This window comes from Bacillus sp. mrc49 (assembly GCF_002803435.1).
The window spans coordinates 1-22,724 of sequence record NZ_PHNG01000811.1; the positions used below are offsets into that span (position 1 = coordinate 1).

The window sequence follows — 22,724 nt, forward strand, 5'->3', positions numbered from 1 at the left end:
GTGTACCATACCTAGTAGTATTCATGAACAAATGCGACATGGTTGATGACGAGGAACTTCTTGAATTAGTAGAAATGGAAATCCGTGATCTTCTAACTGAATACGATTTCCCTGGCGATGACATTCCAGTTATCAAAGGTTCTGCCCTTAAAGCTCTTCAAGGAGAAGCTGCTTGGGAAGAAAAAATCCATGAATTAATGACAGCTGTTGACGAGTACATCCCAGAACCAACTCGTGACACTGACAAACCATTCATGATGCCAGTTGAGGATGTATTCTCTATCACTGGTCGTGGAACAGTTGCTACTGGTCGTGTTGAGCGTGGACAAGTTAAAGTCGGTGACGTTGTTGACATCATCGGTTTCAACGAAGAATCAAAACCAACAACAGTAACAGGCGTTGAAATGTTCCGTAAGCTTCTTGACTACGCTGAAGCTGGAGACAACATCGGTGCACTACTTCGTGGTGTATCTCGTGAAGATATCCAACGTGGACAAGTTCTTGCTAAACCAGGTACAATCACACCGCACACAAGCTTCAAAGCAGAAGTTTATGTTCTTTCTAAAGAAGAAGGTGGACGTCACACTCCATTCTTCACAAACTACCGTCCTCAGTTCTACTTCCGTACAACTGACGTAACTGGTATTTGTAACCTTCCTGAAGGCGTAGAAATGGTTATGCCTGGAGACAACATCGAAATGACTGTAGAACTTATCGCTCCAATCGCTATCGAAGAAGGTACTAAATTCTCTATCCGTGAGGGTGGACGTACTGTTGGCGCTGGCGTAGTTGCTACAATCACTGAGTAATTGATACAATAATAAAGATTGGAAGGGACGCCTTCAGAAAAAAAGCAGATGGGACGCCATCTGCTTTTTTTTGTTTTGACGCGAATAATTCCTTCTATATTATCGTTAATAAATTCGTGCCATTCCGTTGAAAAGTCATGCAGCGATCATTTGAAGAATATGGATAGGGAAGACCTTGAAGAATGTACTTGTAAATAGTTGAGATAGTATGTATAATAATAAAAGTGTGTTGCACAAGAAAAGTCTAAGTTTCACTTGCTTTCTACTTGTGCATTATGTATAATAGACAATGTTGGTCTTTGACTGCGATGATATGGAAGGTTGCTGACACACCCGGCCGCTTTGCCATGGCGAGTGTGTGGGAAATTTCCATTGAGAAGGTCTATTTTAAAATAGGCGAAAAGGAGGGAAAATTATGGCAAAACAAAAGATTCGTATCCGTTTAAAAGCATATGATCACAGAATCCTTGATCAATCTGCTGAGAAAATTGTTGAAACTGCAAAACGTTCTGGTGCGGCTGTATCTGGTCCAATTCCATTACCTACTGAAAGATCGGTTTATACGATCCTACGTGCGGTTCATAAATACAAAGATTCTCGTGAACAATTCGAAATGCGTACGCATAAACGTCTAATCGACATCGTTAACCCAACTCCACAAACAGTTGATTCATTGATGCGTTTAGATTTACCATCAGGCGTTGACATTGAAATCAAATTATAATTCATATAAATATGAACAATTACTCTAGGAGGTGTGACTTATGACCAAAGGAATCTTAGGAAGAAAAATCGGTATGACTCAAGTTTTTGCTGAAAACGGTGAACTTATCCCGGTAACAGTTATCGAAGCTGCTAACAACGTGGTTCTTCAAAAGAAAACTGTTGAAACTGATGGCTATGAAGCAGTTCAAGTTGGTTTTGAAAACAAACGTGAAAAGCTTTCTAACAAACCTGAAAAGGGACATGTTGAAAAAGCAAATACTACTCCTAAGCGCTTCATTCGCGAATTCCGCGGAACGGATCTTACTGAATATGAGATCGGTCAAGAAGTCAATGTAAGTATTTTCGCTGAAGGCGATTTAGTAGATGTATCAGGAGTTTCAAAAGGTAAAGGTTTCCAAGGCTCTATCAAGCGTCATGGACAATCTCGCGGACCAATGTCTCATGGTTCTCGTTACCACCGTCGCCCAGGTTCAATGGGTCCTGTAGCTCCAAACCGCGTATTCAAAGGTAAACTATTACCAGGACGTATGGGTGGGGAACAAATTACTGTTCAAAACTTAGCTATCGTTAAGGTTGATGTTGAACGTAACCTACTATTGATCAAAGGTAATGTACCAGGTGCTAGAAAAGCGTTGATCAAAGTTAAAACTGCTGTTAAAGCAAAGTAATTTCCGAGAAAGGAGGAGCAATAGAATGCCAAAAGTTACATTGTTCAACCAAACAGGTTCACAAGTTGGCGACATCGAGCTGAATGAATCCATCTTTGGTATCGAACCTAACAATCATGTATTATTTGAAGCAATCATCATGCAACGAGCTTCCTTACGTCAAGGAACTCACAAAGTTAAAAACCGTTCTGAAGTTGCAGGCGGTGGACGCAAACCTTGGAAACAAAAAGGAACTGGACGTGCGCGTCAAGGTTCTATCCGTTCTCCACAATGGCGTGGCGGTGGCGTTGTTTTTGGACCAACTCCAAGATCTTACGCTTACAAGCTACCTAAAAAGGTTCGTCGTCTAGCTATTAAATCTGCATTGTCTGCAAAGGCATTGGAAGAGAACATTTTGGTACTTGAAAGCTTGTCTTTCGAAGCTCCAAAAACAAAAGAATTTGTAGCTGTACTTAAAAACCTTTCCGTTGATACTAAAACGTTGATCGTTACTGACGGTTTAGATGAGAAAGTTGCTCTTTCTGCACGTAACATCCCTGGTGTTACTGTAGTGGAAGCTGTTGGTCTTAATGTTCTTGATGTTGTATCACACAACAAATTGATCTTGACTAAATCAGCTGTCGAAAAAGTAGAGGAGGTGCTTGCATAATGGATGCACGCGATATCATTAAGCGCCCCGTAATCACTGAACGCTCTTCAGACGTAATGGCTGAAAAAAAATATACATTTGAAGTTGATGTTAGAGCTAACAAAACTCAAGTTAAAGATGCTGTTCAAGAAATTTTCGGCGTTAAAGTTGAGAAAGTTAACATCATGAACTACAAAGGTAAATTCAAACGCATGGGCAAACACGCAGGCTATACTAACAAGCGCCGTAAAGCAATTGTTAAATTAACTGCTGACAGCAAAGAAATCGAGCTATTCGAGGCTTAATTCATTAGAGAAGGAGGGAAATACAAATGGCGATTAAGAAGTATAAACCTACCTCTAACGGTCGACGTAATATGACAACTTCCGATTTTGCTGAGATCACTACAGACAAACCGGAAAAATCATTACTTGCTCCTTTACACAGCAAAGGCGGCCGTAATAACCAAGGTAAGTTAACAGTTCGTCATCAAGGTGGCGGCCACAAGCGTCAATACCGTATCATCGATTTCAAACGGAATAAAGATGGTATACCAGGACGCGTTGCTACTATTGAGTACGATCCAAATCGTTCTGCAAACATTGCATTAATTAATTACGTTGATGGAGAAAAACGTTATATCCTAGCTCCGAAAAACCTAGAAGTAGGTTTGGAAATCATGTCAGGTCCAGAAGCTGACATTAAAGTGGGTAACGCTCTTCCTCTTATTAACATCCCAGTTGGTACAGTAATCCATAACATCGAGCTTAAACCAGGTAAGGGTGGACAATTAGTCCGTTCAGCAGGTACATCTGCACAAGTACTTGGTAAAGAAGGCCGTTATGTACTTGTACGTTTAAACTCAGGTGAGGTTCGTATGATTCTTGCTACTTGCCGTGCTTCCATCGGTCAAGTTGGTAACGAACAACATGAACTTATCAACATTGGTAAAGCTGGTCGTAACCGTTGGTTAGGTAAACGCCCAACAGTTCGTGGATCAGTAATGAACCCGAATGATCACCCACACGGTGGTGGTGAAGGTAAAGCTCCAATCGGACGTAAATCACCAATGTCTCCATGGGGTAAACCAACTCTTGGATTCAAAACACGTAAGAAGAAAAACAAATCCGATAAATTTATCGTACGTCGTCGTAAAAAATAACGGGATTGACCTACGGTTCATATATCGAACCGTAGAACAGTCACGAAGGGAGGTACTCGCATGGGTCGTAGCTTAAAAAAAGGGCCTTTTGTTGATGATCATTTATTGGTAAAAGTTGAAAAGTTAAATGAAGCTGACAAGAAACAGGTAGTTAAAACTTGGTCTCGTCGCTCAACAATCTTCCCGCAATTCATCGGACATACAATCGCTGTTTATGACGGTCGTAAGCATGTGCCGGTTTATGTAACAGAAGATATGGTAGGACACAAACTAGGCGAATTCGCGCCTACACGCACTTATAAAGGTCACGCAAGTGATGACAAGAAAACAAGACGTTAATGAGAGGAGGGCATCTCATGCAAGCTAAAGCTGTCGCTAAAACAGTTCGTATTGCTCCTCGTAAAGTGCGTTTAGTCGCAGATCTAATTCGAGGAAAACAAGTAGGTGAAGCAGTAGCGATTCTTCGCTTAACACCAAAATCTGCTTCTCCAGTCGTAGAAAAAATTCTGAAATCTGCTATCGCAAATGCAGAACATAACTACGAAATGGATATTAATAACCTAGTCGTTTCAGAGGCATACGTTAACGAAGGACCAACATTAAAACGTTTCCGTCCTCGCGCTCAAGGTCGTGCGAGTGCAATCAACAAACGTACTAGTCATATTACAATCGTTGTATCAGAAAAGAAGGAGGGGTAATCTGTGGGTCAAAAGGTAAATCCAATCGGTATGCGTATCGGGATAATCCGTGACTGGGAATCCAAATGGTACGCTGATAAAGACTACGCAGTTCTTATGCATGAAGACATCAAAGTTCGTGAATATATCGCGAAACGCTTAAACGATGCTTCAGTGTCCAAAGTTGAAATCGAACGTGCAGCTAACCGTATCAATGTATCTGTCCACACTGCTAAACCAGGAATGGTTATCGGTAAAGGCGGTACAGAGGTCGAAGCACTTCGTAAAGCTTTGAACCAGCTGACTGGCAAAAGAGTTCATATCAATATCATCGAAATTAAAAGAGCAGATCTTGACGCAAAATTGGTTGCTGAAAACATCGCTCGTCAATTAGAAAACCGTGTTTCATTCCGTCGTGCTCAGAAGCAAGCTATCCAACGCACAATGCGTTCAGGCGCTAAAGGAATCAAAACTCAAGTTTCTGGTCGTCTTGGCGGTGCTGATATTGCTCGTGCTGAACATTACAGCGAAGGAACAGTTCCACTTCACACACTTCGTGCTGACATAGATTATGCTCATGCTGAAGCAGATACTACTTACGGTAAGCTAGGCGTGAAAGTTTGGATCTACCGTGGAGAAGTTCTTCCTACTAAGAAGAAATCTGAGGAAGGAGGAAAATAATATGTTATTGCCAAAACGCGTAAAATACCGTCGTGAACACCGCGGTAAGATGAGAGGGATGGCTAAGGGCGGCACTGAAGTTCATTTCGGAGAATTTGGACTTCAAGCTCAAGAAGCTTCCTGGATCACTAACCGCCAAATCGAAGCAGCTCGTATCGCGATGACTCGTTATATGAAACGTGGAGGAAAAGTTTGGATCAAGATCTTCCCAAGCAAACCTTACACAGCTAAGCCGCTTGAAGTACGGATGGGTTCCGGTAAAGGTGCTCCTGAAGGTTGGGTAGCAGTAGTTAAACCGGGCAAAGTATTGTTTGAAATCTCTGGTGTATCTGAAGAGGTGGCAAGAGAAGCATTGCGCCTTGCAGCACACAAACTTCCAATCAAATGTAAGTTTGTAAAAAGAGAGGAAATTGGTGGTGAAACAAATGAAAGCTAATGAAATCAAAGATCTAACCACTGCTGAAATTGAACAAAAACTAAAATCTCTTAAAGAAGAACTATTTAATCTTCGTTTCCAGTTAGCTACTGGACAACTTGAAAATACAGCTCGCATCCGTGAAGTTCGCAAATCGATTGCTCGTATGAAAACAGTTGTTCGTCAAAGAGAGATCGGTGTCACTAATCGATAATGAATGGAGGTTTGCAGAATGAGCGAACGCAACCAACGCAAAATCTACACTGGCCGCGTAGTATCCGATAAAATGGATAAAACAGTAACAGTTGTTGTAGAAACCTATAAAAAGCATTCTTTATACGGTAAACGCGTGAAATACTCTAAAAAGTTAAAAGCTCATGACGAGCTAAACGAAGCTAAAGCAGGCGACGTAGTACGTATCATGGAAACTCGTCCACTTTCAGCTACAAAACGCTTCCGTCTTGTAGAAGTAGTAGAAAAAGCAGTAATCATTTAATATAGTTCGGATTAAGCTAATTCCGAAGGGAGGTACCGTACATGATTCAACAAGAATCTCGTTTAAAAGTCGCTGACAATTCAGGTGCTCGTGAAGTGCTAACAATTAAAGTCCTAGGTGGTTCTGGCCGTAAAACTGCAAACATCGGTGATATCATCGTTTGTACAGTTAAACAGGCAACACCAGGAGGCGTTGTTAAAAAAGGTGAAGTCGTTAAGGCTGTTGTTGTCCGTACAAAACGTGGTATGCGTCGTCCTGACGGTTCTTACATTCGTTTTGATGAAAACGCATGTGTAATTATCCGTGACGATAAGAGCCCACGTGGAACTCGTATTTTTGGACCTGTTGCTCGTGAATTACGTGACAATAGCTTCATGAAGATCGTTTCTCTTGCTCCAGAAGTTCTATAATATGTAAAATTTGTATAAAGCCTTTCAAGGAGGTGCCAAGCTAATGCATGTTAAAAAAGGTGACAAAGTCGTAGTCATCTCTGGTAAGGACAAAGGCAAACAAGGAACAATTCTTGCAGCATATCCGAAACAAAATCGTGTGCTTGTTGAAGGAATTAACATCGTGAAAAAGCATTCCAAGCCATCTCAAATTAATCCACAAGGTGGAATTATCAGCAGAGAAGCTGCTATTCACGTATCCAATGTAATGCCACTTGATCCTAAATCAGGTAAACCGACTCGTGTTGGATATAAGATCGAAAATGGTAAAAAAGTACGCGTAGCTAAAATATCAGGTGAAACTTTAGATAAATAAGTCATAAATGAAGGGAGGTACACTAAGCAATGAGCCGCCTTAAAGAAAAATTCAAAAGTGAAATTACACCATCATTGATGGGTAAATTCAACTATCAATCAGTAATGCAAGTACCAAACATTGAGAAGATCGTTATTAACATGGGTGTGGGTGACGCAGTATCTAACTCTAAAGCTTTAGATACCGCTGTTGAAGAACTTACATTGATCACTGGTCAAAAACCTGTTGTAACAAAAGCAAAAAAATCAATCGCAGGCTTCCGTTTGCGTGAAGGTATGCCTATCGGAGCGAAAGTTACATTACGTGGAGAGCGTATGTATCAATTCCTTGATAAGCTAGTATCTGTATCTTTACCACGTGTACGTGATTTCCGCGGCGTTTCAAAGAAATCCTTTGACGGACGTGGGAACTATACTTTGGGTGTTAAAGAACAACTTATCTTCCCTGAGATTGATTACGATAAAGTGAGCAAAGTTCGTGGTATGGATATCGTTATCGTAACGACTGCCAACACTGACGAAGAAGCTCGTGAACTACTTACTCAAGTTGGAATGCCGTTCCAAAAGTAAAGTAATCTCTAAATAAAGGGAGGCGAAATCGTGGCTAAAAAGTCTATGATCGTAAAGCAAAAACGCGAACAGAAGTTTAAAGTACAAGAATATACACGTTGCGAACGTTGCGGACGTCCACATTCAGTATTACGTAAATTTAAACTTTGTCGTATTTGTTTCCGCGAACTTGCATATAAAGGACAAATTCCTGGCGTTAAAAAAGCTAGCTGGTAAAACCCGAGTTTGGGAAGGAGGTAAAATATAATGGTCATGACAGATCCTATTGCAGATATGCTTACTCGCATCCGTAATGCGAATATGGTTCGTCACGAAAAACTAGAAGTTCCTGCTTCTAAGATCAAAAAGGAAATTGCTGAGATCTTAAAGCGTGAAGGCTTCGTACGTGACTTTGAATTAATCGAAGACAACAAACAAGGTATCATCCGTATCTTCTTAAAATACGGTGCAAGCAACGAACGTGTTATCACTGGTCTAAAACGTATCAGCAAACCTGGTTTGCGTGTATATGCAAAAACTGGAGAGGTACCACGCGTTCTAAACGGTTTAGGTATCGCAATTGTTTCTACTTCTCACGGAGTTTTAACAGACAAGGAAGCCCGCTCTAAACAAGTTGGCGGAGAAGTTTTAGCATACGTTTGGTAATACATTTTCACAAGAATGGAGGTGCACAATATGTCTCGTATAGGTAAAAAACCTATTGAAATCCCTACAGGCGTGACAGTTACTATTAACGGAAGTGAAGTAACTGTTAAAGGGCCTAAAGGTGAATTAACTAGATCATTCAGTCCTGACCTAACAATCGCTGTTGAAGAGAACGTGTTAACTGTAACACGCCCGTCTGACGAGAAGAATCACCGTTCATTACACGGAACTACTCGCGCACTTATCTCTAACATGGTTGAAGGTGTATCTAAAGGATTCGAAAAATCACTTGAACTTATTGGGGTCGGGTACCGTGCACAAAAGCAAGGTACTAAGCTTATCCTTAACGTAGGATACTCACACCCTGTAGAAATAGAACCAGAAGCTGGCGTTGAAGTCGAAGTTCCTTCTAATACAAAAGTAATCATCAAAGGTACGAACAAAGAACGTGTAGGAGCTCTTGCAGCTAATATCCGTGATGTTCGTCCACCTGAGCCGTATAAAGGTAAAGGGATCCGTTACGAAGGCGAATTCGTTCGTCGTAAAGAAGGTAAAACTGGTAAGTAATGCCGCATAAGTAAACGAAAGGAGTGACGTAAATGATTACGAAGCTTGATAAAAATGCTACTCGTCAGAAAAGACATGCGCGTGTACGTGCTAAGCTTTCTGGAACAGAAGCTCGTCCTCGTTTAAATGTGTTTCGTTCAAACAAACACATTTACGCACAATTAATTGACGATGCAAAAGGCGTAACATTAGCAAGTGCTTCAACTCTTGATAAAGAGATCGGTATCGAAGCTAGTAGCAATGCTGAAGCAGCTCAAAAAGTTGGCGAACTTATTGCGAAACGTGCTGTTGAAAAAGGTTTCAAAGCTGTGGTATTTGACCGCGGTGGTTACCTCTTCCATGGTCGTGTTAAAGCATTGGCTGACGCTGCTCGTGAAAACGGCTTAGAATTTTAATGGATAAGGAGGGACATAACAGATGCGTAGCATTGATCCTAATAAATTAGAACTTGAAGAACGCGTAGTTACAGTAAATCGTGTAGCTAAAGTTGTTAAAGGCGGACGTCGTTTCCGTTTCACTGCACTAGTTGTTGTTGGTGATAAAAATGGTCATGTTGGATTTGGTACTGGTAAAGCTCAAGAAGTTCCGGATGCAATCCGTAAAGCTATTGAGGATGCTAAGAAAAATCTAATTACTGTACCAATGGTTGGAACTACAATTCCTCACCTTGTGAACGGTCGCTATGGCGCAGGTCACATTCTATTGAAACCAGCTTCTGAAGGTACAGGAGTAATTGCTGGTGGTCCTGTTCGTGCGGTACTTGAATTAGGCGGAGTTAGCGATATCTTGTCTAAATCATTAGGTACTAATACACCTATTAATATGGTTCGCGCAACAATCGAAGGATTGAAGCAATTGAAACGTGCTGAAGACGTAGCTAAGTTACGTGGTAAATCAGTACAAGAACTGTTAGGATAAGGAGGGAAATCGAATTATGGCTAATAAATTAGAAATTACCCTCACTCGCAGCTTGATTGGTCGTCCTGAAGATCAACGTGTTACAGTTAACACTTTGGGTTTACGCAAAATGCATCAAACGGTTATTCATGAAGATAACCCTGCGATTCGCGGTATGATTACCAAAGTTGCTCATCTTGTTACTGTAAAAGAACAATAAAATAATTTTTATCTTAACAAGGAGGTGCCAACATGAAACTTCATGAGTTAAAAGCTGCAGAAGGTTCTCGTAAAGAACGTAAACGTAAAGGTCGCGGTATTGGATCTGGTAACGGTAAAACAGCAGGTAAAGGACACAAAGGACAAAACGCTCGCTCAGGCGGCGGTGTACGCCTTGGATTTGAAGGGGGTCAAACTCCTCTATTCAGACGTTTGCCTAAACGTGGATTTACCAACGTTAACCGTAAAGACTATGCTATCGTGAATCTTGATACGTTAAATCTTTTCGAAGACGGTACTGAAGTAACACCAGCTCTTTTACTTGAGTCTGGAGTTGTAAGTAAAGAAAAAGCAGGAATCAAAATTCTTGCCAAAGGAAACATTGAGAAAAAGCTTACTGTTAAAGCTCACAAATTCTCTTCTACTGCAAAAGAAGCTATCGAAGCTGCTGGCGGTAAAACAGAGGTGATCTAATGTTTCGCACGATCTCCAATTTTATGCGCGTGGGTGAAATAAGGAACAAGATCATTTTTACCCTTCTCATGTTAATCGTCTATCGCATCGGTACATTTATACCTGTACCGCATGTGAATGCCGATTTTCTTGCTCAACAGGACCAGCTGAGCGTCATCGGTCTTCTAAATACCTTTGGCGGCGGGGCGCTGCAAAACTTCTCAATCTTAGCGATGGGGATCATGCCTTATATCACGGCATCCATCATCGTTCAGCTACTACAGATGGACGTCGTTCCTAAGTTCGCTGAATGGTCTAAGCAAGGGGAAGCAGGGCGCCGTAAATTAGCTCAATTCACTCGTTATTTCACTATTATCCTAGGATTCATCCAAGCTTTGGGTATGTCTTACGGGTTCAATAATATGTCAAATGGCCAGTTGATCGAAAATCCTGGAATTGCAACATACTTGCTCATTGCAACTGTCTTGACGGCAGGAACAGCTTTTCTTTTGTGGTTAGGGGAGCTGATCACTGCTAAGGGTGTGGGTAATGGGATTTCCATCATAATCTTTGCTGGTATCGTTGCTAGCTTGCCAAATACGGCAAACCAGATTTACGCACAGCAATTCGAAAATGCCGGAGATCAATTATTCTTACGAATCATATCGATTGTCCTCATTGTATTAGCAGTATTAGCAATCGTGGTTGCTGTCATCTTCATTCAGCAGGCATTACGTAAAATACCTATTCAGTATGCAAAACGTGCTGCGGCAGGTCGTACACAAATGGGTGGCCAGTCTACTCATTTACCATTGAAAGTAAATGCTGCGGGGGTTATTCCGGTAATCTTTGCAATGGCATTTCTGATCACTCCAACTACAATCGCTTCTTTCTTTGGAAAGAACAGCGTGACTAGCTGGATTACAGAAAACCTGACATATACCCATCCTGTTGGAATGGTTATATATGTCGCTCTTATCATTGCTTTTGCGTATTTTTATGCATTCATTCAGGTCAATCCTGAACAAATGGCTGAGAATTTGAAAAAGCAAGGCGGCTATGTGCCGGGGATTCGTCCAGGTAAGAGTACTCAAGAATATTTAACACGTGTTTTATACCGTTTAACGTTTGTAGGCTCTATATTCCTAGCCATCATAGCCGTTCTGCCGGTATTCTTCATCAAGCTCGCTGACCTGCCTCAATCTGCACAGATTGGCGGCACAAGTTTGCTGATCGTCGTCGGGGTTGCCCTTGATACGATGAAGCAGCTTGAATCACAGCTTGTGAAGAGACACTATAAAGGCTTTATAAAGTAATGAGTTTTGGGAACGACTTGTTCCCTTTACCCATTATAGAGTTTGAGGGGGAAGAAAATTTTGAATCTAGTTTTAATGGGTCTGCCGGGTGCTGGTAAGGGCACTCAAGCTGAACAAATCGTAGAAAAATATAATATCCCTCATATCTCTACTGGAGATATGTTCCGAACAGCTATAAAAGATGGAACAGAATTAGGTCTGAAGGCGAAATCATTCATGGACAAAGGCGAGTTGGTACCTGATGAAGTTACCATTGGCATTGTACGTGAGCGTTTAAGCAAGGAGGACTGCCTTAAGGGATTTTTGCTTGACGGCTTTCCACGTACCGTGGCGCAAGCAGAGGCACTTGAGGGCATCCTTACTGATTTGGATCGCAAAATAAATTTTGTCATTAATATCGATGTGGATAAAAGCATCTTGATGGAAAGATTGACAGGCCGTCGTATTTGCAAGTCTTGTGGTGCGACATATCACCTTGTATTCAATCCTCCAGCCAAAGATGATGTATGCGACCGCTGCGGCGGAGAATTATATCAACGTGCCGACGATAATGAAGCAACGGTTCAAAATCGCTTAGATGTGAATTTGAAACAAACCAAGCCACTTCTTGATTTCTACGGAGAAAAAGGGTACTTGGTCAACATTAACGGACAGCAAGATATTAATAAGGTATTTGAAAACATTGATGTGTTACTTGGTGCTTTGCAAAATTAATCGTCTGGATTGATTTATGAAATTCATACCAATTTTACAACTTACTATTTAAACTTGGTGCATTCCTTTATTACAAAGGGTATAATGGATTTCGCGAGAGCATTCGCACATTTATTAATCAGGTTCTTGTACTTGGTATTCCCTGAATTGGGCGATTACTTTCTAAGTGATCTTCACGGACATATCCGGTCGGCAAAATTGATGAAGAAATGCAGTGACTCTATTGGGATTCCTAAAGAGTCGTGATATAGAGAGTTGAAAGAAGCTATGTCAGGCGTGCGCCTTTCAAACATCTCCCATGCTATTCAAACCTATGTCGAGACTAATTGCCTCTCTATTTCGAGAGTATGTCGGTCACGGAATCGGTCAAGACTTACATGAGGACGCATAAAACCCTCATTTCGGTCCAACTGATAAGGTCCTCAGTTAAAGCCTGGTTCTACAAAATGGTGAATACTTGATGCAGAATTTTAAGACTTATGAGGATAATTGGACTGTAGTAATGTTGACGGAAAGATGTGTACCTTTTATAGGTTCACGCATAGAGAAGGGAGAATCACTTTAATGGCGAAAGATGATGTAATTGAAGTAGAAGGCACAGTACAAGAGACTTTGCCAAATGCAATGTTTAAGGTAGAATTAGAAAATGGTCATACTGTTTTAGCTCATGTATCCGGTAAAATTCGTATGCACTTTATTCGCATTTTGCCTGGAGATAAAGTTACGGTTGAGCTTTCCCCGTATGATCTAACTCGCGGCAGAATCACATACCGGTTCAAATGATCCCGGTTACGCTCCGATCTGTATAAGGAGGTTAGATAGCAATGAAAGTCAGACCATCAGTCAAACCAATCTGCGAAAAGTGTAAAGTTATCCGCAGAAAAGGTAAAGTTATGGTTATTTGCGAAAACCCTAAACATAAACAAAAACAAGGCTAAATAGAAGGAGGTGCACTCAAGCATGGCACGTATTGCTGGAGTAGATATTCCCCGTGACAAACGTATTGTTATCTCATTAACATATATATATGGTATTGGAAAACAAACAGCGATGAAAGTTCTTGCAGAAGCAGGCGTTTCTGAAGAAACTCGCGTTCGTGACTTAACGGAAGACGAATTGAACAAAATTCGTGATATCATTGACAAGCTTAAAGTAGAAGGCGACCTTCGTCGTGAAATCTCCCTAAACATCAAACGTTTAATGGAAATCGGTTCTTACCGTGGTTTACGTCACCGTCGTGGTCTTCCTGTTCGCGGTCAAAACACAAAAAACAATGCTCGTACGCGTAAAGGACCTCGTCGTACAGTAGCTAACAAGAAAAAATAATTAGTAAAGGAGGTTACTTTTCATGGCACGTAAAACTAATACACGTAAACGTCGTGTGAAAAAGAATATAGAAACTGGTATTGCACATATTCGTTCAACTTTCAATAACACTATCGTTACGATCACTGACTCTCATGGTAATGCTATTTCATGGTCAAGTGCTGGAGCTCTAGGATTCCGTGGATCTCGTAAATCCACTCCATTCGCTGCACAGATGGCTGCTGAAACAGCTGCTAAAACATCAATTGAACATGGTATGAAAACTCTTGAAGTTACAGTTAAAGGACCTGGTGCTGGACGTGAGGCTGCTATTCGTGCGCTTCAAGCTGCTGGCCTAGAAGTAACTGCAATTAAAGATGTAACTCCAGTTCCACATAACGGATGCCGTCCACCAAAACGTCGCCGTGTTTAATTTTTCTGTATAGATTTTGTATTCCTGTCAATAATGGGATATAATACTGAGTTTGCGTTCTTACAGAGGATTAATTTTCAGTTGTTGCGCACAGCGGGAACGTATACATGGGGAATTTCGGCTTAAGTGACTTAGTTTACTTGCCGGGGTTTTGACGTTTTGAAGGAGGGTTTATTGATGATCGAAATAGAAAAACCAAAAATCGAAACGGTTGAAATCAACGACGATACCAAATTCGGTAAATTCGTCGTAGAGCCACTAGAGCGTGGGTATGGTACTACATTGGGTAACTCCTTACGTCGTATTCTTTTATCCTCACTCCCAGGTGCTGCTGTCACAGCTATACAAATTGATGGAGTGCTACATGAGTTCTCAACAATTGAAGGCGTCGTGGAAGATGTAACATCTATCATTCTTAATGTGAAGAAACTAGCTCTTAAGATTTACTCTGATGAAGAGAAGACGCTGGAAATTGACGTTCAAGGTGACGGGGTCATCACGGCTGCTGATATCACTCATGATAGTGATGTAGAAATTCTTAATCCGGATTTATATATTGCTACAATTGGTAAAAACGGTCATATGCGTATGCGTTTATCTGCACGTCGCGGCCGCGGCTACACTCCTGCTGTTCAAAACAAGAGGGAAGATCAGCCAATTGGTGTCATTCCAATCGATGCTCTTTACACTCCGGTTTCACGCGTATCTTTCCAAGTTGAAAATACACGTGTAGGACAGTTGTCTAACTTTGACAAGTTAACGTTCGATGTTTGGACTGATGGCAGTACTGGTCCGCAAGAAGCGGTAGCACTTGGAGCTAAGATTTTAACAGAGCATTTGAATATTTTTGTCGGTTTGACCGATGAAGCTCAAAATGCTGAAATCATGGTTGAAAAAGAAGAAGATCAAAAAGAAAAAGTTCTTGAGATGACGATCGAAGAATTAGACCTTTCTGTTCGTTCTTACAACTGCTTGAAGCGTGCTGGAATCAATACCGTTCAAGAGCTAGCTCATAAAACGGAAGAAGATATGATGAAAGTACGTAATCTAGGACGCAAATCACTTGAAGAAGTGAAAGCGAAGCTAGAGGAATTAGGCTTAGGTCTTCGTAAAGACGACTGATAACATGGCGGAATCATCCATTATGTTGTGAGCCTTGTTTTAGACACACAATATAGAACTTCAACAAAGGAGGGAATCTCTAATGGGTTACAGAAAGTTAGGACGCACTAGCGCACAACGTAAAGCATTACTTCGTGATTTAGCTACGGATCTTATTATCCATGAGCGCATTGAAACTACTGAAGCACGTGCAAAGGAATTACGTTCTGTAGTAGATAAAATGATCACTCTTGGTAAACGTGGTGACTTGCATGCACGCCGTCAAGCTGCAGCATTCATCCGTAACGAAATCGCTGACGCTGAGAAAGGCACAGATGCCCTTCAAAAATTATTCAGTGACGTTGCTCCACGTTATGAAGAACGTCAAGGTGGATACACTCGTATCATGAAAGTTGGTCCACGCCGCGGTGACGGTGCACCAGTCGTGGTTATTGAATTAGTTTAATAACAACGATGAAAAAGGGCGGGACAAATGAATATACTCACTTGTTCTATGCCCTTTTTCTTTATTTATAATAGAAATTCTGTTTTTTAGAAATTCGCATTGAGTGTTACGATGGCTGGCGGAACCTTTTATGAAGGGAGCCTTCTCGTCTAGCTCAAGCATCCCTTCCCGCTTATGATAAGCGATTATAAGATACCCTGTTTTTCGTAACAGGCCCGCAATAAGCTGCTCTTAATTTACCGAAAATTCTTTCGGTGGAAGGGGTGCAGCGTTTTTTTATATTTTCAGAAGAATTGACTGCGTTTGTCAACGCTTGTTATCGTTGAATTTGCAGAGTTTAGTTTAGATGAGTGCAGTCGAGGATGAGGAGGGCCACATGAGGAAGAAGCTGGTTTCTTTAAGTAATATCATTTTTAAATATGAGGGTCAGTCTCGAAATGCCTTGGATGATGTTTCATTTGACATTCATCAGGGGGAGTGGCTTGCGATTGTCGGACATAATGGTTCCGGCAAGTCGACATTAGCGAAACTACTGAATGGTCTTCAGTTTGCTAACTCTGGTACGATTACAATCAATGATCAACTATTGACTGAAGAATCGGTATGGGATGTACGCCGTAAGATCGGCATGGTTTTTCAAAATCCAGATAATCAATTTGTAGGCACGACAGTTCAGGATGATGTGGCTTTTGGTTTAGAAAACGCCGGTGTTTCTCAGCAGGTTATGGTGGAGCGTGTTCATGGTGCGTTGAATAAGGTTAAAATGAATGCCTTTCTTAATCAAGAGCCGCACCATCTATCCGGCGGTCAAAAGCAAAGAGTGGCCATAGCAGGTGTAATAGCCCTGCAGCCAGATATCATCATCTTAGATGAAGCAACCTCCATGCTTGACCCAAGAGGCCGTGAAGAAGTGCTTGAAACAGTCAGGGAATTAAAGCAGGAAAATGAAATTACCGTCATATCAATCACCCATGATCTTGAGGAAGCTGCCAAAGCTGATCGAATGATCGTCATGAACCAAGGTCGGTTGTATCGTGAAGGAACACCTCAGGATATTTTTGAATTAGAGGAAGAATTGATTGCCCTTGGCCTCGATATTCCCTTTTCAGTAAAGCTGACGAAAGAGTTACAAAAGAATGGTGTCCGTGTGGTTGATGGGCATTTGACAGAGGAAGAGTTGGTGAAGGATTTATGCGAATTACACTCGATGATGTAGAATATCGCTATCAGGTGAATACTCCTTTTGAACATCTGGCCCTACATGATGTCAATATTTCTATGGAGCAGGGTACCTATACCGCAATCATCGGGCATACAGGCTCCGGTAAATCGACGCTCCTTCAGCATTTGAACGCCCTTTTAAAACCGACGAAGGGGCGGGTTATAATCGGGGACCGCACGATCGAGGCCGGAAAGAAAGAAAAGGCATTGCGGCCGATCAGACAAAAGGTTGGAATCGTTTTTCAGTTCCCGGAACATCAGCTTTTCGATGAAACGGTGGAAAAGGATATATGCTTCGGGCCCATGAATTTCGGCGTCTCCGAAAACGACGCGAAACAAATGGCAAGGAAGGCCATTGGGCAGGTTGGTTTGAGTGAGGAAATCCTTGATAAGTCACCCTTTGACTTATCTGGTGGCCAGATGCGCCGTGTGGCCATAGCGGGTGTACTTGCAATGGAGCCAGAGGTATTGGTGCTGGATGAACCAACGGCGGGGTTAGACCCGCGAGGACGCAAAGAAATCATGGACATGTTTTATGAGCTTCATAAGCGTGAGGGCATCTCGACCATTCTCGTCACACATAGCATGGAGGATGCCGCCAAGTATGCCGATGACATCATCATCATGCACCAAGGCACAGTATTCAAAAAGGGCACTCCACAGGAGATCTTCTCCGATCCGGAGCAACTGCTCGACCTTGGCCTTGATGTGCCGGATACCGTCCGTTTTCAGCTGAAGCTTCAGAAAGAACTCGGAGTCCGATTTGATCATCCTTGTCTTAATATTGGCGATTTGGCGATTGAAATAGATAAAGCGATGAAACGGGGGAACCGCTGATGCTTGATAAAATGATCATCGGGCGTTATGTCCCTGCCAATTCCCTGTTGCACAAGATGGATCCCCGGGCTAAATTGCTTCTCGTCTTCCTGTTTGTCTGTGTCGTGTTTTTGGCGAATAATTTCTTGTCCTATGGCCTGCTTGCAGTATTCACCGTCCTGTTGATCAGTATTTCGAAGATCCCGCTCCGCTATCTGTATAATGGGTTGAAGCCCATCTTCTTCTTGATCGTATTCACATTCCTGCTTCATATCCTGTTTACGAAAGAAGGAGAATTGCTGTTTGAATACGGATGGTTTGAAATCTATGAAGGCGGTCTGATTCAAGGTTTGTTCATTTCGATAAGATTTACTTTACTGATCCTTGTTACGTCATTATTAACGTTGACGACAACCCCGATATCAATCACCGATGGGATGGAGGAGCTGTTGGGGCCTTTGAAAAAATGGAAAATGCCGGTTCATGAGCTGGCATTGATGATGTCCATTGCCCTTCGCTTCATCCCAACGCTGATGGAGGAGACGGAAAAAATCATGAAGGCCCAAACGGCAAGGGGGGTCGATTTTTCTTCAGGTCCAATCAAGGAAAGGGTTAAATCGATCGTACCGCTGCTTGTTCCTTTATTTGTGAGTTCGTTCAAGAGGGCTGAGGAATTGGCAACCGCCATGGAATCCAGAGGATACCGCGGCGGGGAAGGGCGCACGAAATACCGCCAATTGTATTGGAAGACAAGTGATAGCCTTTTGATGGTCTCGCTAGGACTTCTTACGGTCATGTTGGTTTTATTACGTTCATAATAAGGAAGAGAACAATGCCAAAATATAAATGCGTGCTTGCGTATGACGGCACGGAATTCGCCGGCTATCAGGTACAGCCTGAGAAGCGCACGATTCAAAGTGAATTCGAGGCCGTCTTAGCGCAAATGCACAAAGGTACAATGATAAAAGTGACTGCTTCGGGCAGGACCGATTCAGGGGTCCATGCAAAGGGGCAGGTCATTCATTTTGATTCACCCCTTACGTTCCCTACTGAAAATTGGGTAAAGGCGTTCAGCGCCCTGCTCCCGAACGACATTGTCGTGCTCAAAGTCGATATCGTTCCAGACGATTTTCATGCGAGGTTCCATACGACGGGGAAAGAATACCGTTACATCATAGACCGCTCCAAACTGCGGGATCCGTTTAAGCGGAACTACGCCTATCATTTTCCTTATTCCTTGGATGAGCTGAAGATGAAGGAAGCAGCTTCCCATCTAATCGGGACACATGACTTCACGAGTTTTTGTTCGGCAAAGACGGAAGTGGTCGATAAAGTCCGGACCATAGATGAAATCGATTTTGAAGAGAACGGGTGCTACTTGGTTTTTAGCTTCGTCGGGGAAGGCTTTTTGTATAATATGGTGCGTATTTTGGTTGGGACGCTCCTGGATGTCGGCAGCGGCAAGATTGACCCTCAGGATATAATCGGGATATTGAACCAAAAAGACCGCAGCTTTGCAGGGAAAACGGCTCCAGCCCAAGGTTTGTATTTATGGAAAGTTTTTTACAAATAAAATATTTTTGATGTAATTCCAGTTTGTTTACAACTGGCGAATCCGAGAAACTCAGTAATGGCAGCGGCTTTGCGCCTTATTGTCCTTTTCATCGAGTTGCAGCGAATGTTTTATAGACAACTTATCCTAGTGTAACATCCCCTTGACAATGAATCTGGGAGAAGTTAATATAATATGGTATGTATTTTAATCCCACGATAAGCCCCGGAAGTTTATTGTGATTGAAAATAAATATAAAAAATTAAAAAGTTTTTTAGGAGGTTAACCATGCGTACGACATTTATGGCGAAAGCTAATGAAGTAGAACGTAAATGGTATGTGATTGACGCTGAAGGCAAAACTTTGGGTCGCCTTTCTACTGAAGTAGCATCCATCTTACGTGGTAAACATAAACCAACTTTTACACCGAACATTGACACTGGTGATCATGTAATTTTAATCAATGTTGAAAAAATCCACCTGACTGGTAAAAAATTGACTGACAAAATTTATTACCGTCACACTATGCATCCAGGCGGTCTTAAAACTAGAACTGCTCTTGAAATGCGTACAAACTACCCTGAGAGAATGCTTGAACTTGCTATCAAAGGTATGCTTCCAAAGAATTCTCTTGGACGTCAAATCTACAAAAAATTACACGTATACGCTGGAGCTGAGCACCCACACGCTGCTCAACAACCAGAAGTATACGAATTACGCGGATAATTACTAAGGAGGTTACTATCTTGGCACAAGTTCAATATTATGGTACTGGTCGCCGTAAGAGCTCAGTAGCTCGTGTACGTTTAGTACCAGGCGAAGGTCGCATCGTTATTAACGGTCGTGACATTAATGAATATATTCCTTTCGCAGCATTGCGTGAAGTTGTTAACCAACCACTAGTTGCAACTGAAACTACTGGAAATTACGACATTCTAGTAAATGTTAGCGGTGGAGGATACACTGGTCAAGCTGGAGCAATCCGTCACGGTATCGCTCGTGCATTGCTTCAAGTTGATCCAGAATACCGTCCGTCTCTTAAAACTGCTGGATTACTAACTCGTGACCCACGTATGAAAGAGCGTAAAAAATACGGTCTTAAAGGCGCACGTCGTGCACCTCAGTTCTCAAAACGTTAATTCCATTACCGTTTCAAAGACTCTCAACCATTTTGGTTGGGGGTCTTTTTTTTGTCCGAAAATATGCGGTGCAGAAATATTAAAAAGTATATACTCTTGCTGGAATGGATTTAATTTTCGCGAAAACAAAAGGGAAATCGACACTTGCTTCCTGCGCTACGAAATCCAAAATAATATACATCCCAAAACCAACACTTGAAAAAGTGCCACTTGTGATATCAAATTTGCTTGTGCTGTCGCTGTTCAGATGGTGCCGGTCGTCATAATCCATATGTTTACACCTGAGTTTATTTGTGTAAAACTGAATTATTTGTATAATCCATATTTATTAACTTTCTGTTTAGGAGTATGATAATACTTAAAAAACAGAAAGAGGACTTCATATGAATTCAACATACTCATCGGTAGAAACGACTAAAACAAGGACCTTGGTCATCAACGCGCTTTTCATCGCATTGACGCTTGTAGCTACAATGTTCATCAATATAAAGCTCCCGATAATGGGTAACGGCGGCCTCATCCACCTTGGTAACGTTCCGCTATTTATAGCGGCACTCGTTTACGGCAAAAAAACCGGGGCGATAGCAGGAGCCTTCGGGATGGCCCTCTTCGATCTTTTCTCCGGCTGGGCAGCGTGGGCGCCATTCACTTTCATCATTGTCGGTACAATGGGATTTCTAGCCGGCTTCATAGCCGAAAAAGTACCCGGCAAAAGAGTGGTCGTATACACTTTGGCCGTTGCCGTTGCACTCATAATTAAAATCGTCGGCTACTACTTCGTCGAAGTCATCCTTTACGGCAACTGGATTCAGCCTTTTGGCTCCATCCCAGGTAACGTTATGCAGGTCGTCCTGGCCGGTATCATCGTCGTGCCGCTTGCAGGACGCATAAAGCAGAGAGCCAGACAGTTATAAGAGCGGAAACACCTTTTTAAAATGAATGGAACAAAGGACAAGCTCGGGAAGCTGCCTGAGCCGGCTTTGATATAACAGATCATGATAAGAAGCGCAGTCATCTTGACTGCGCTTTTTTCTATAGGTAAATCTGATTATAATTGCCCGCAGTTTAGGAGGATATGGACTTGGAACCCGCTTATCCTGAGGTGGTCCGTCCTTCGAGCCTTGCGACGGAGCATGAGTTCCTCCTCGTGAGTATAGCGGTTTTCTAACCAACCCGGGAGTAATTAGGCCAACCCAAAGGATAATCCGTCCGACCCGGGGATAATCCGACCAACCCGCGGGATAATCCGTCCAACCCGAGGGATAATCCGACCACCCCGAGGATAATCCGTCCGACCCGGGAGTAATTCGACCCACCCGCGGGATAATTCGGCCGACCCGGGGATAATCCGTCCGACCCGGGAGTAATTCGACCAACTCAAAGAGTAATCCGACCAACTCAAAGAGTAATTCGACCAACCCAAGGAATAATCCGTCCAACCCGGAGAGTAATCCGTCCGACCCGGGAGTAATTCGACCCACCCGCGGGATAATTCGGCCGACCCGGGGATAATCCGTCCGACCCGGGAGTAATTCGACCAACTCAAAGAGTAATCCGACCAACTCAAAGAGTAATTCGACCAACCCAAGGGATAATCCGTCCAACCCGGAGAGTAATCCGTCCGACCCGGGGATAATCCGCCCAACCGAAAGAGTAATCCGTCCAACCCGAGGGATAATCCGGCTGACCCTGGGATAATCCGCCCAACCGAAAGAGTAATCCGTCCAACCCGAGGGATAATTCGACCACCCCGAGGATAATCCGTCCAACTCAAAGAGTAATTCGACCAACCCGGGGAGTAATTCGAACAACCGAAAGAGTAATCCGGCCAACCCGGGAGTAATCCGGCCAACCAAAGGGATAATTCGACCAACTCAAAGAGTAATCGACCAACCCGGGGTTAATCCGTCCAACCCGAGGATAATCCGGCCAACTCAAAGAGTAATTCGACCAACCCCGGGAGTAATTCGACCAAATCAAAGGATAATCCGACCAACCTGAGAAGTAATCCGTCCAACCCGAGGGATAATTCGACCAACCCGAGGATAATCCGTCCAACTCAAAGAGTAAATCGACCCGGGAATAATCCGACCAACTCAAAGAGTAATTCGACCAACCCGGGAGTAATCCGTCCAACCCGCGGGATAATTCGACCAACCCGAGAGTAATCCGTCCAACCCGGGGATAATCCGTCCAACCGAAAGAGTAATCCGTCCAACTCAAAGAGTAATCCGACTAACCCGGGGATAATCCGTCCAACCCGAGGATAATCCGACCAACCTGA

General features: G+C 42.6%; 38 protein-coding genes. 37 read left to right on the plus strand and 1 reads right to left on the minus strand.

What is annotated here, in order from left to right; translation table 11 throughout:
- The 36 genes from CVN76_RS30375 to rpsI all read left to right on the plus strand — a co-directional run.
- Nucleotides 1-809 (plus strand): elongation factor Tu (locus tag CVN76_RS30375; RefSeq protein WP_100534279.1); only part of this gene is annotated, 809 nt, incomplete at its 5' end.
- Between the two features lie 415 nt (nt 810-1,224).
- Nucleotides 1,225-1,533: a 30S ribosomal protein S10 gene (rpsJ, locus tag CVN76_RS30380; protein ID WP_019244375.1), complete on the plus strand. Its 309-nt coding sequence runs from the start codon at nt 1,225-1,227 to the stop codon at nt 1,531-1,533.
- A 40-nt stretch (nt 1,534-1,573) separates the two neighbouring features.
- Nucleotides 1,574-2,203: a 50S ribosomal protein L3 gene (rplC, locus tag CVN76_RS30385; protein WP_064462540.1), complete on the plus strand. Its 630-nt coding sequence runs from the start codon at nt 1,574-1,576 to the stop codon at nt 2,201-2,203.
- 25 nt (nt 2,204-2,228) lie between these two features.
- Nucleotides 2,229-2,852, plus strand: a complete 624-nt coding sequence (rplD, locus tag CVN76_RS30390; protein ID WP_061141104.1) for a 50S ribosomal protein L4 — start codon at nt 2,229-2,231, stop codon at nt 2,850-2,852.
- On the plus strand, nt 2,849-3,136 hold the full coding sequence (gene rplW, locus CVN76_RS30395) for a 50S ribosomal protein L23 (protein ID WP_174524197.1): 288 nt from the start codon (nt 2,849-2,851) through the stop codon (nt 3,134-3,136). Before rplD ends, rplW begins: the two co-directional genes overlap by 4 nt.
- A gap of 26 nt (nt 3,137-3,162) precedes the next feature.
- A complete protein-coding gene (rplB, locus tag CVN76_RS30400; protein ID WP_057915218.1) occupies nt 3,163-3,993 on the plus strand; it encodes a 50S ribosomal protein L2 in 831 nt (276 codons plus the stop codon).
- A gap of 60 nt (nt 3,994-4,053) precedes the next feature.
- Nucleotides 4,054-4,332: a 30S ribosomal protein S19 gene (gene rpsS / locus CVN76_RS30405; protein ID WP_034305018.1), complete on the plus strand. Its 279-nt coding sequence runs from the start codon at nt 4,054-4,056 to the stop codon at nt 4,330-4,332.
- A gap of 17 nt (nt 4,333-4,349) precedes the next feature.
- The gene (rplV, locus tag CVN76_RS30410) at nt 4,350-4,691 is read left to right on the plus strand and encodes a 50S ribosomal protein L22 (protein ID WP_034305017.1); all 342 of its coding nucleotides are present in this window, start codon (nt 4,350-4,352) and stop codon (nt 4,689-4,691) included.
- Nucleotides 4,692-4,694: 3 nt separating this feature from the next.
- On the plus strand, nt 4,695-5,351 hold the full coding sequence (gene rpsC, locus CVN76_RS30415; protein ID WP_100533214.1) for a 30S ribosomal protein S3: 657 nt from the start codon (nt 4,695-4,697) through the stop codon (nt 5,349-5,351).
- A 1-nt stretch (nt 5,352) separates the two neighbouring features.
- On the plus strand, nt 5,353-5,787 hold the full coding sequence (gene rplP, locus CVN76_RS30420; RefSeq protein WP_053349061.1) for a 50S ribosomal protein L16: 435 nt from the start codon (nt 5,353-5,355) through the stop codon (nt 5,785-5,787).
- The gene (gene rpmC, locus CVN76_RS30425) at nt 5,777-5,980 is read left to right on the plus strand and encodes a 50S ribosomal protein L29 (protein ID WP_034305010.1); all 204 of its coding nucleotides are present in this window, start codon (nt 5,777-5,779) and stop codon (nt 5,978-5,980) included. The genes rplP and rpmC overlap by 11 nt, the downstream gene beginning before the upstream one ends.
- 18 nt (nt 5,981-5,998) lie before the next feature.
- Nucleotides 5,999-6,262, plus strand: coding sequence for a 30S ribosomal protein S17 (gene rpsQ / locus CVN76_RS30430; RefSeq protein ID WP_034305007.1), 264 nt, complete (start codon nt 5,999-6,001; stop codon nt 6,260-6,262).
- 41 nt (nt 6,263-6,303) lie between these two features.
- Complete coding sequence (gene rplN / locus CVN76_RS30435) at nt 6,304-6,672, plus strand: 50S ribosomal protein L14 (RefSeq protein ID WP_034305005.1); 369 nt, start codon at nt 6,304-6,306, stop codon at nt 6,670-6,672.
- Between the two features lie 43 nt (nt 6,673-6,715).
- On the plus strand, nt 6,716-7,027 hold the full coding sequence (rplX, locus tag CVN76_RS30440; protein WP_064462542.1) for a 50S ribosomal protein L24: 312 nt from the start codon (nt 6,716-6,718) through the stop codon (nt 7,025-7,027).
- Nucleotides 7,028-7,056: 29 nt separating this feature from the next.
- Complete coding sequence (gene rplE, locus CVN76_RS30445) at nt 7,057-7,596, plus strand: 50S ribosomal protein L5 (RefSeq protein ID WP_053349058.1); 540 nt, start codon at nt 7,057-7,059, stop codon at nt 7,594-7,596.
- Nucleotides 7,597-7,626: 30 nt separating this feature from the next.
- On the plus strand, nt 7,627-7,812 hold the full coding sequence (locus CVN76_RS30450; protein ID WP_034304998.1) for a type Z 30S ribosomal protein S14: 186 nt from the start codon (nt 7,627-7,629) through the stop codon (nt 7,810-7,812).
- A gap of 30 nt (nt 7,813-7,842) precedes the next feature.
- A complete protein-coding gene (gene rpsH / locus CVN76_RS30455; protein WP_057915220.1) occupies nt 7,843-8,241 on the plus strand; it encodes a 30S ribosomal protein S8 in 399 nt (132 codons plus the stop codon).
- 30 nt (nt 8,242-8,271) lie between these two features.
- On the plus strand, nt 8,272-8,808 hold the full coding sequence (rplF, locus tag CVN76_RS30460) for a 50S ribosomal protein L6 (protein ID WP_100533213.1): 537 nt from the start codon (nt 8,272-8,274) through the stop codon (nt 8,806-8,808).
- 32 nt (nt 8,809-8,840) lie between these two features.
- Nucleotides 8,841-9,203 carry a 50S ribosomal protein L18 gene (gene rplR / locus CVN76_RS30465; RefSeq protein ID WP_053349055.1) on the plus strand — a complete coding sequence of 121 codons (363 nt, stop codon included), beginning with the start codon at nt 8,841-8,843 and terminating at the stop codon, nt 9,201-9,203.
- 22 nt (nt 9,204-9,225) lie between these two features.
- The gene (rpsE, locus tag CVN76_RS30470; RefSeq protein ID WP_034304987.1) at nt 9,226-9,726 is read left to right on the plus strand and encodes a 30S ribosomal protein S5; all 501 of its coding nucleotides are present in this window, start codon (nt 9,226-9,228) and stop codon (nt 9,724-9,726) included.
- Between the two features lie 16 nt (nt 9,727-9,742).
- Entirely contained in the window at nt 9,743-9,925 is a 183-nt protein-coding gene (gene rpmD / locus CVN76_RS30475) for a 50S ribosomal protein L30 (RefSeq protein ID WP_057915223.1), read from the plus strand.
- A gap of 32 nt (nt 9,926-9,957) precedes the next feature.
- The gene (gene rplO / locus CVN76_RS30480; protein ID WP_061141108.1) at nt 9,958-10,398 is read left to right on the plus strand and encodes a 50S ribosomal protein L15; all 441 of its coding nucleotides are present in this window, start codon (nt 9,958-9,960) and stop codon (nt 10,396-10,398) included.
- Entirely contained in the window at nt 10,398-11,693 is a 1,296-nt protein-coding gene (gene secY, locus CVN76_RS30485) for a preprotein translocase subunit SecY (RefSeq protein WP_061141109.1), read from the plus strand. Before rplO ends, secY begins: the two co-directional genes overlap by 1 nt.
- A 60-nt stretch (nt 11,694-11,753) precedes the next feature.
- Nucleotides 11,754-12,407: an adenylate kinase gene (locus CVN76_RS30490; protein ID WP_061141110.1), complete on the plus strand. Its 654-nt coding sequence runs from the start codon at nt 11,754-11,756 to the stop codon at nt 12,405-12,407.
- A 564-nt stretch (nt 12,408-12,971) separates the two neighbouring features.
- Entirely contained in the window at nt 12,972-13,190 is a 219-nt protein-coding gene (gene infA / locus CVN76_RS30495; protein ID WP_028390440.1) for a translation initiation factor IF-1, read from the plus strand.
- Between the two features lie 41 nt (nt 13,191-13,231).
- Nucleotides 13,232-13,345 carry a 50S ribosomal protein L36 gene (gene rpmJ / locus CVN76_RS30500; RefSeq protein ID WP_003156543.1) on the plus strand — a complete coding sequence of 38 codons (114 nt, stop codon included), beginning with the start codon at nt 13,232-13,234 and terminating at the stop codon, nt 13,343-13,345.
- Nucleotides 13,346-13,367: 22 nt separating this feature from the next.
- The gene (gene rpsM, locus CVN76_RS30505) at nt 13,368-13,733 is read left to right on the plus strand and encodes a 30S ribosomal protein S13 (RefSeq protein WP_057915228.1); all 366 of its coding nucleotides are present in this window, start codon (nt 13,368-13,370) and stop codon (nt 13,731-13,733) included.
- Between the two features lie 22 nt (nt 13,734-13,755).
- Nucleotides 13,756-14,145: a 30S ribosomal protein S11 gene (gene rpsK / locus CVN76_RS30510; protein WP_028390438.1), complete on the plus strand. Its 390-nt coding sequence runs from the start codon at nt 13,756-13,758 to the stop codon at nt 14,143-14,145.
- Between the two features lie 177 nt (nt 14,146-14,322).
- Nucleotides 14,323-15,267 (plus strand): DNA-directed RNA polymerase subunit alpha, encoded by a 945-nt coding sequence (locus CVN76_RS30515; RefSeq protein WP_053349049.1) that lies wholly within the window; start codon nt 14,323-14,325, stop codon nt 15,265-15,267.
- 82 nt (nt 15,268-15,349) lie between these two features.
- Entirely contained in the window at nt 15,350-15,712 is a 363-nt protein-coding gene (rplQ, locus tag CVN76_RS30520) for a 50S ribosomal protein L17 (protein ID WP_057915229.1), read from the plus strand.
- Between the two features lie 376 nt (nt 15,713-16,088).
- Complete coding sequence (locus CVN76_RS30525; RefSeq protein ID WP_100533212.1) at nt 16,089-16,928, plus strand: energy-coupling factor ABC transporter ATP-binding protein; 840 nt, start codon at nt 16,089-16,091, stop codon at nt 16,926-16,928.
- On the plus strand, nt 16,904-17,770 hold the full coding sequence (locus CVN76_RS30530; protein WP_100533211.1) for an energy-coupling factor ABC transporter ATP-binding protein: 867 nt from the start codon (nt 16,904-16,906) through the stop codon (nt 17,768-17,770). Before CVN76_RS30525 ends, CVN76_RS30530 begins: the two co-directional genes overlap by 25 nt.
- A complete protein-coding gene (locus CVN76_RS30535; RefSeq protein ID WP_100533210.1) occupies nt 17,770-18,567 on the plus strand; it encodes an energy-coupling factor transporter transmembrane component T family protein in 798 nt (265 codons plus the stop codon). The genes CVN76_RS30530 and CVN76_RS30535 overlap by 1 nt, the downstream gene beginning before the upstream one ends.
- 14 nt (nt 18,568-18,581) lie before the next feature.
- Entirely contained in the window at nt 18,582-19,322 is a 741-nt protein-coding gene (gene truA, locus CVN76_RS30540; RefSeq protein ID WP_100533209.1) for a tRNA pseudouridine(38-40) synthase TruA, read from the plus strand.
- A 267-nt stretch (nt 19,323-19,589) separates the two neighbouring features.
- Nucleotides 19,590-20,027 carry a 50S ribosomal protein L13 gene (rplM, locus tag CVN76_RS30545; RefSeq protein WP_034304960.1) on the plus strand — a complete coding sequence of 146 codons (438 nt, stop codon included), beginning with the start codon at nt 19,590-19,592 and terminating at the stop codon, nt 20,025-20,027.
- A 20-nt stretch (nt 20,028-20,047) separates the two neighbouring features.
- Nucleotides 20,048-20,440: a 30S ribosomal protein S9 gene (rpsI, locus tag CVN76_RS30550; protein WP_057915234.1), complete on the plus strand. Its 393-nt coding sequence runs from the start codon at nt 20,048-20,050 to the stop codon at nt 20,438-20,440.
- Between the two features lie 79 nt (nt 20,441-20,519).
- Here rpsI and CVN76_RS30555 read toward each other — a convergent pair whose 3' ends face one another.
- On the minus strand, nt 20,520-20,711 hold the full coding sequence (locus CVN76_RS30555; protein ID WP_100533208.1) for a hypothetical protein: 192 nt from the start codon (nt 20,709-20,711) through the stop codon (nt 20,520-20,522).
- Between the two features lie 112 nt (nt 20,712-20,823).
- On the opposite strand from CVN76_RS30555, the gene CVN76_RS30560 reads away from it, so the two are divergent.
- Nucleotides 20,824-21,354 (plus strand): ECF transporter S component, encoded by a 531-nt coding sequence (locus CVN76_RS30560; protein ID WP_100533207.1) that lies wholly within the window; start codon nt 20,824-20,826, stop codon nt 21,352-21,354.
- The last annotated feature ends 1,370 nt before the right edge of the window (nt 21,355-22,724 follow it).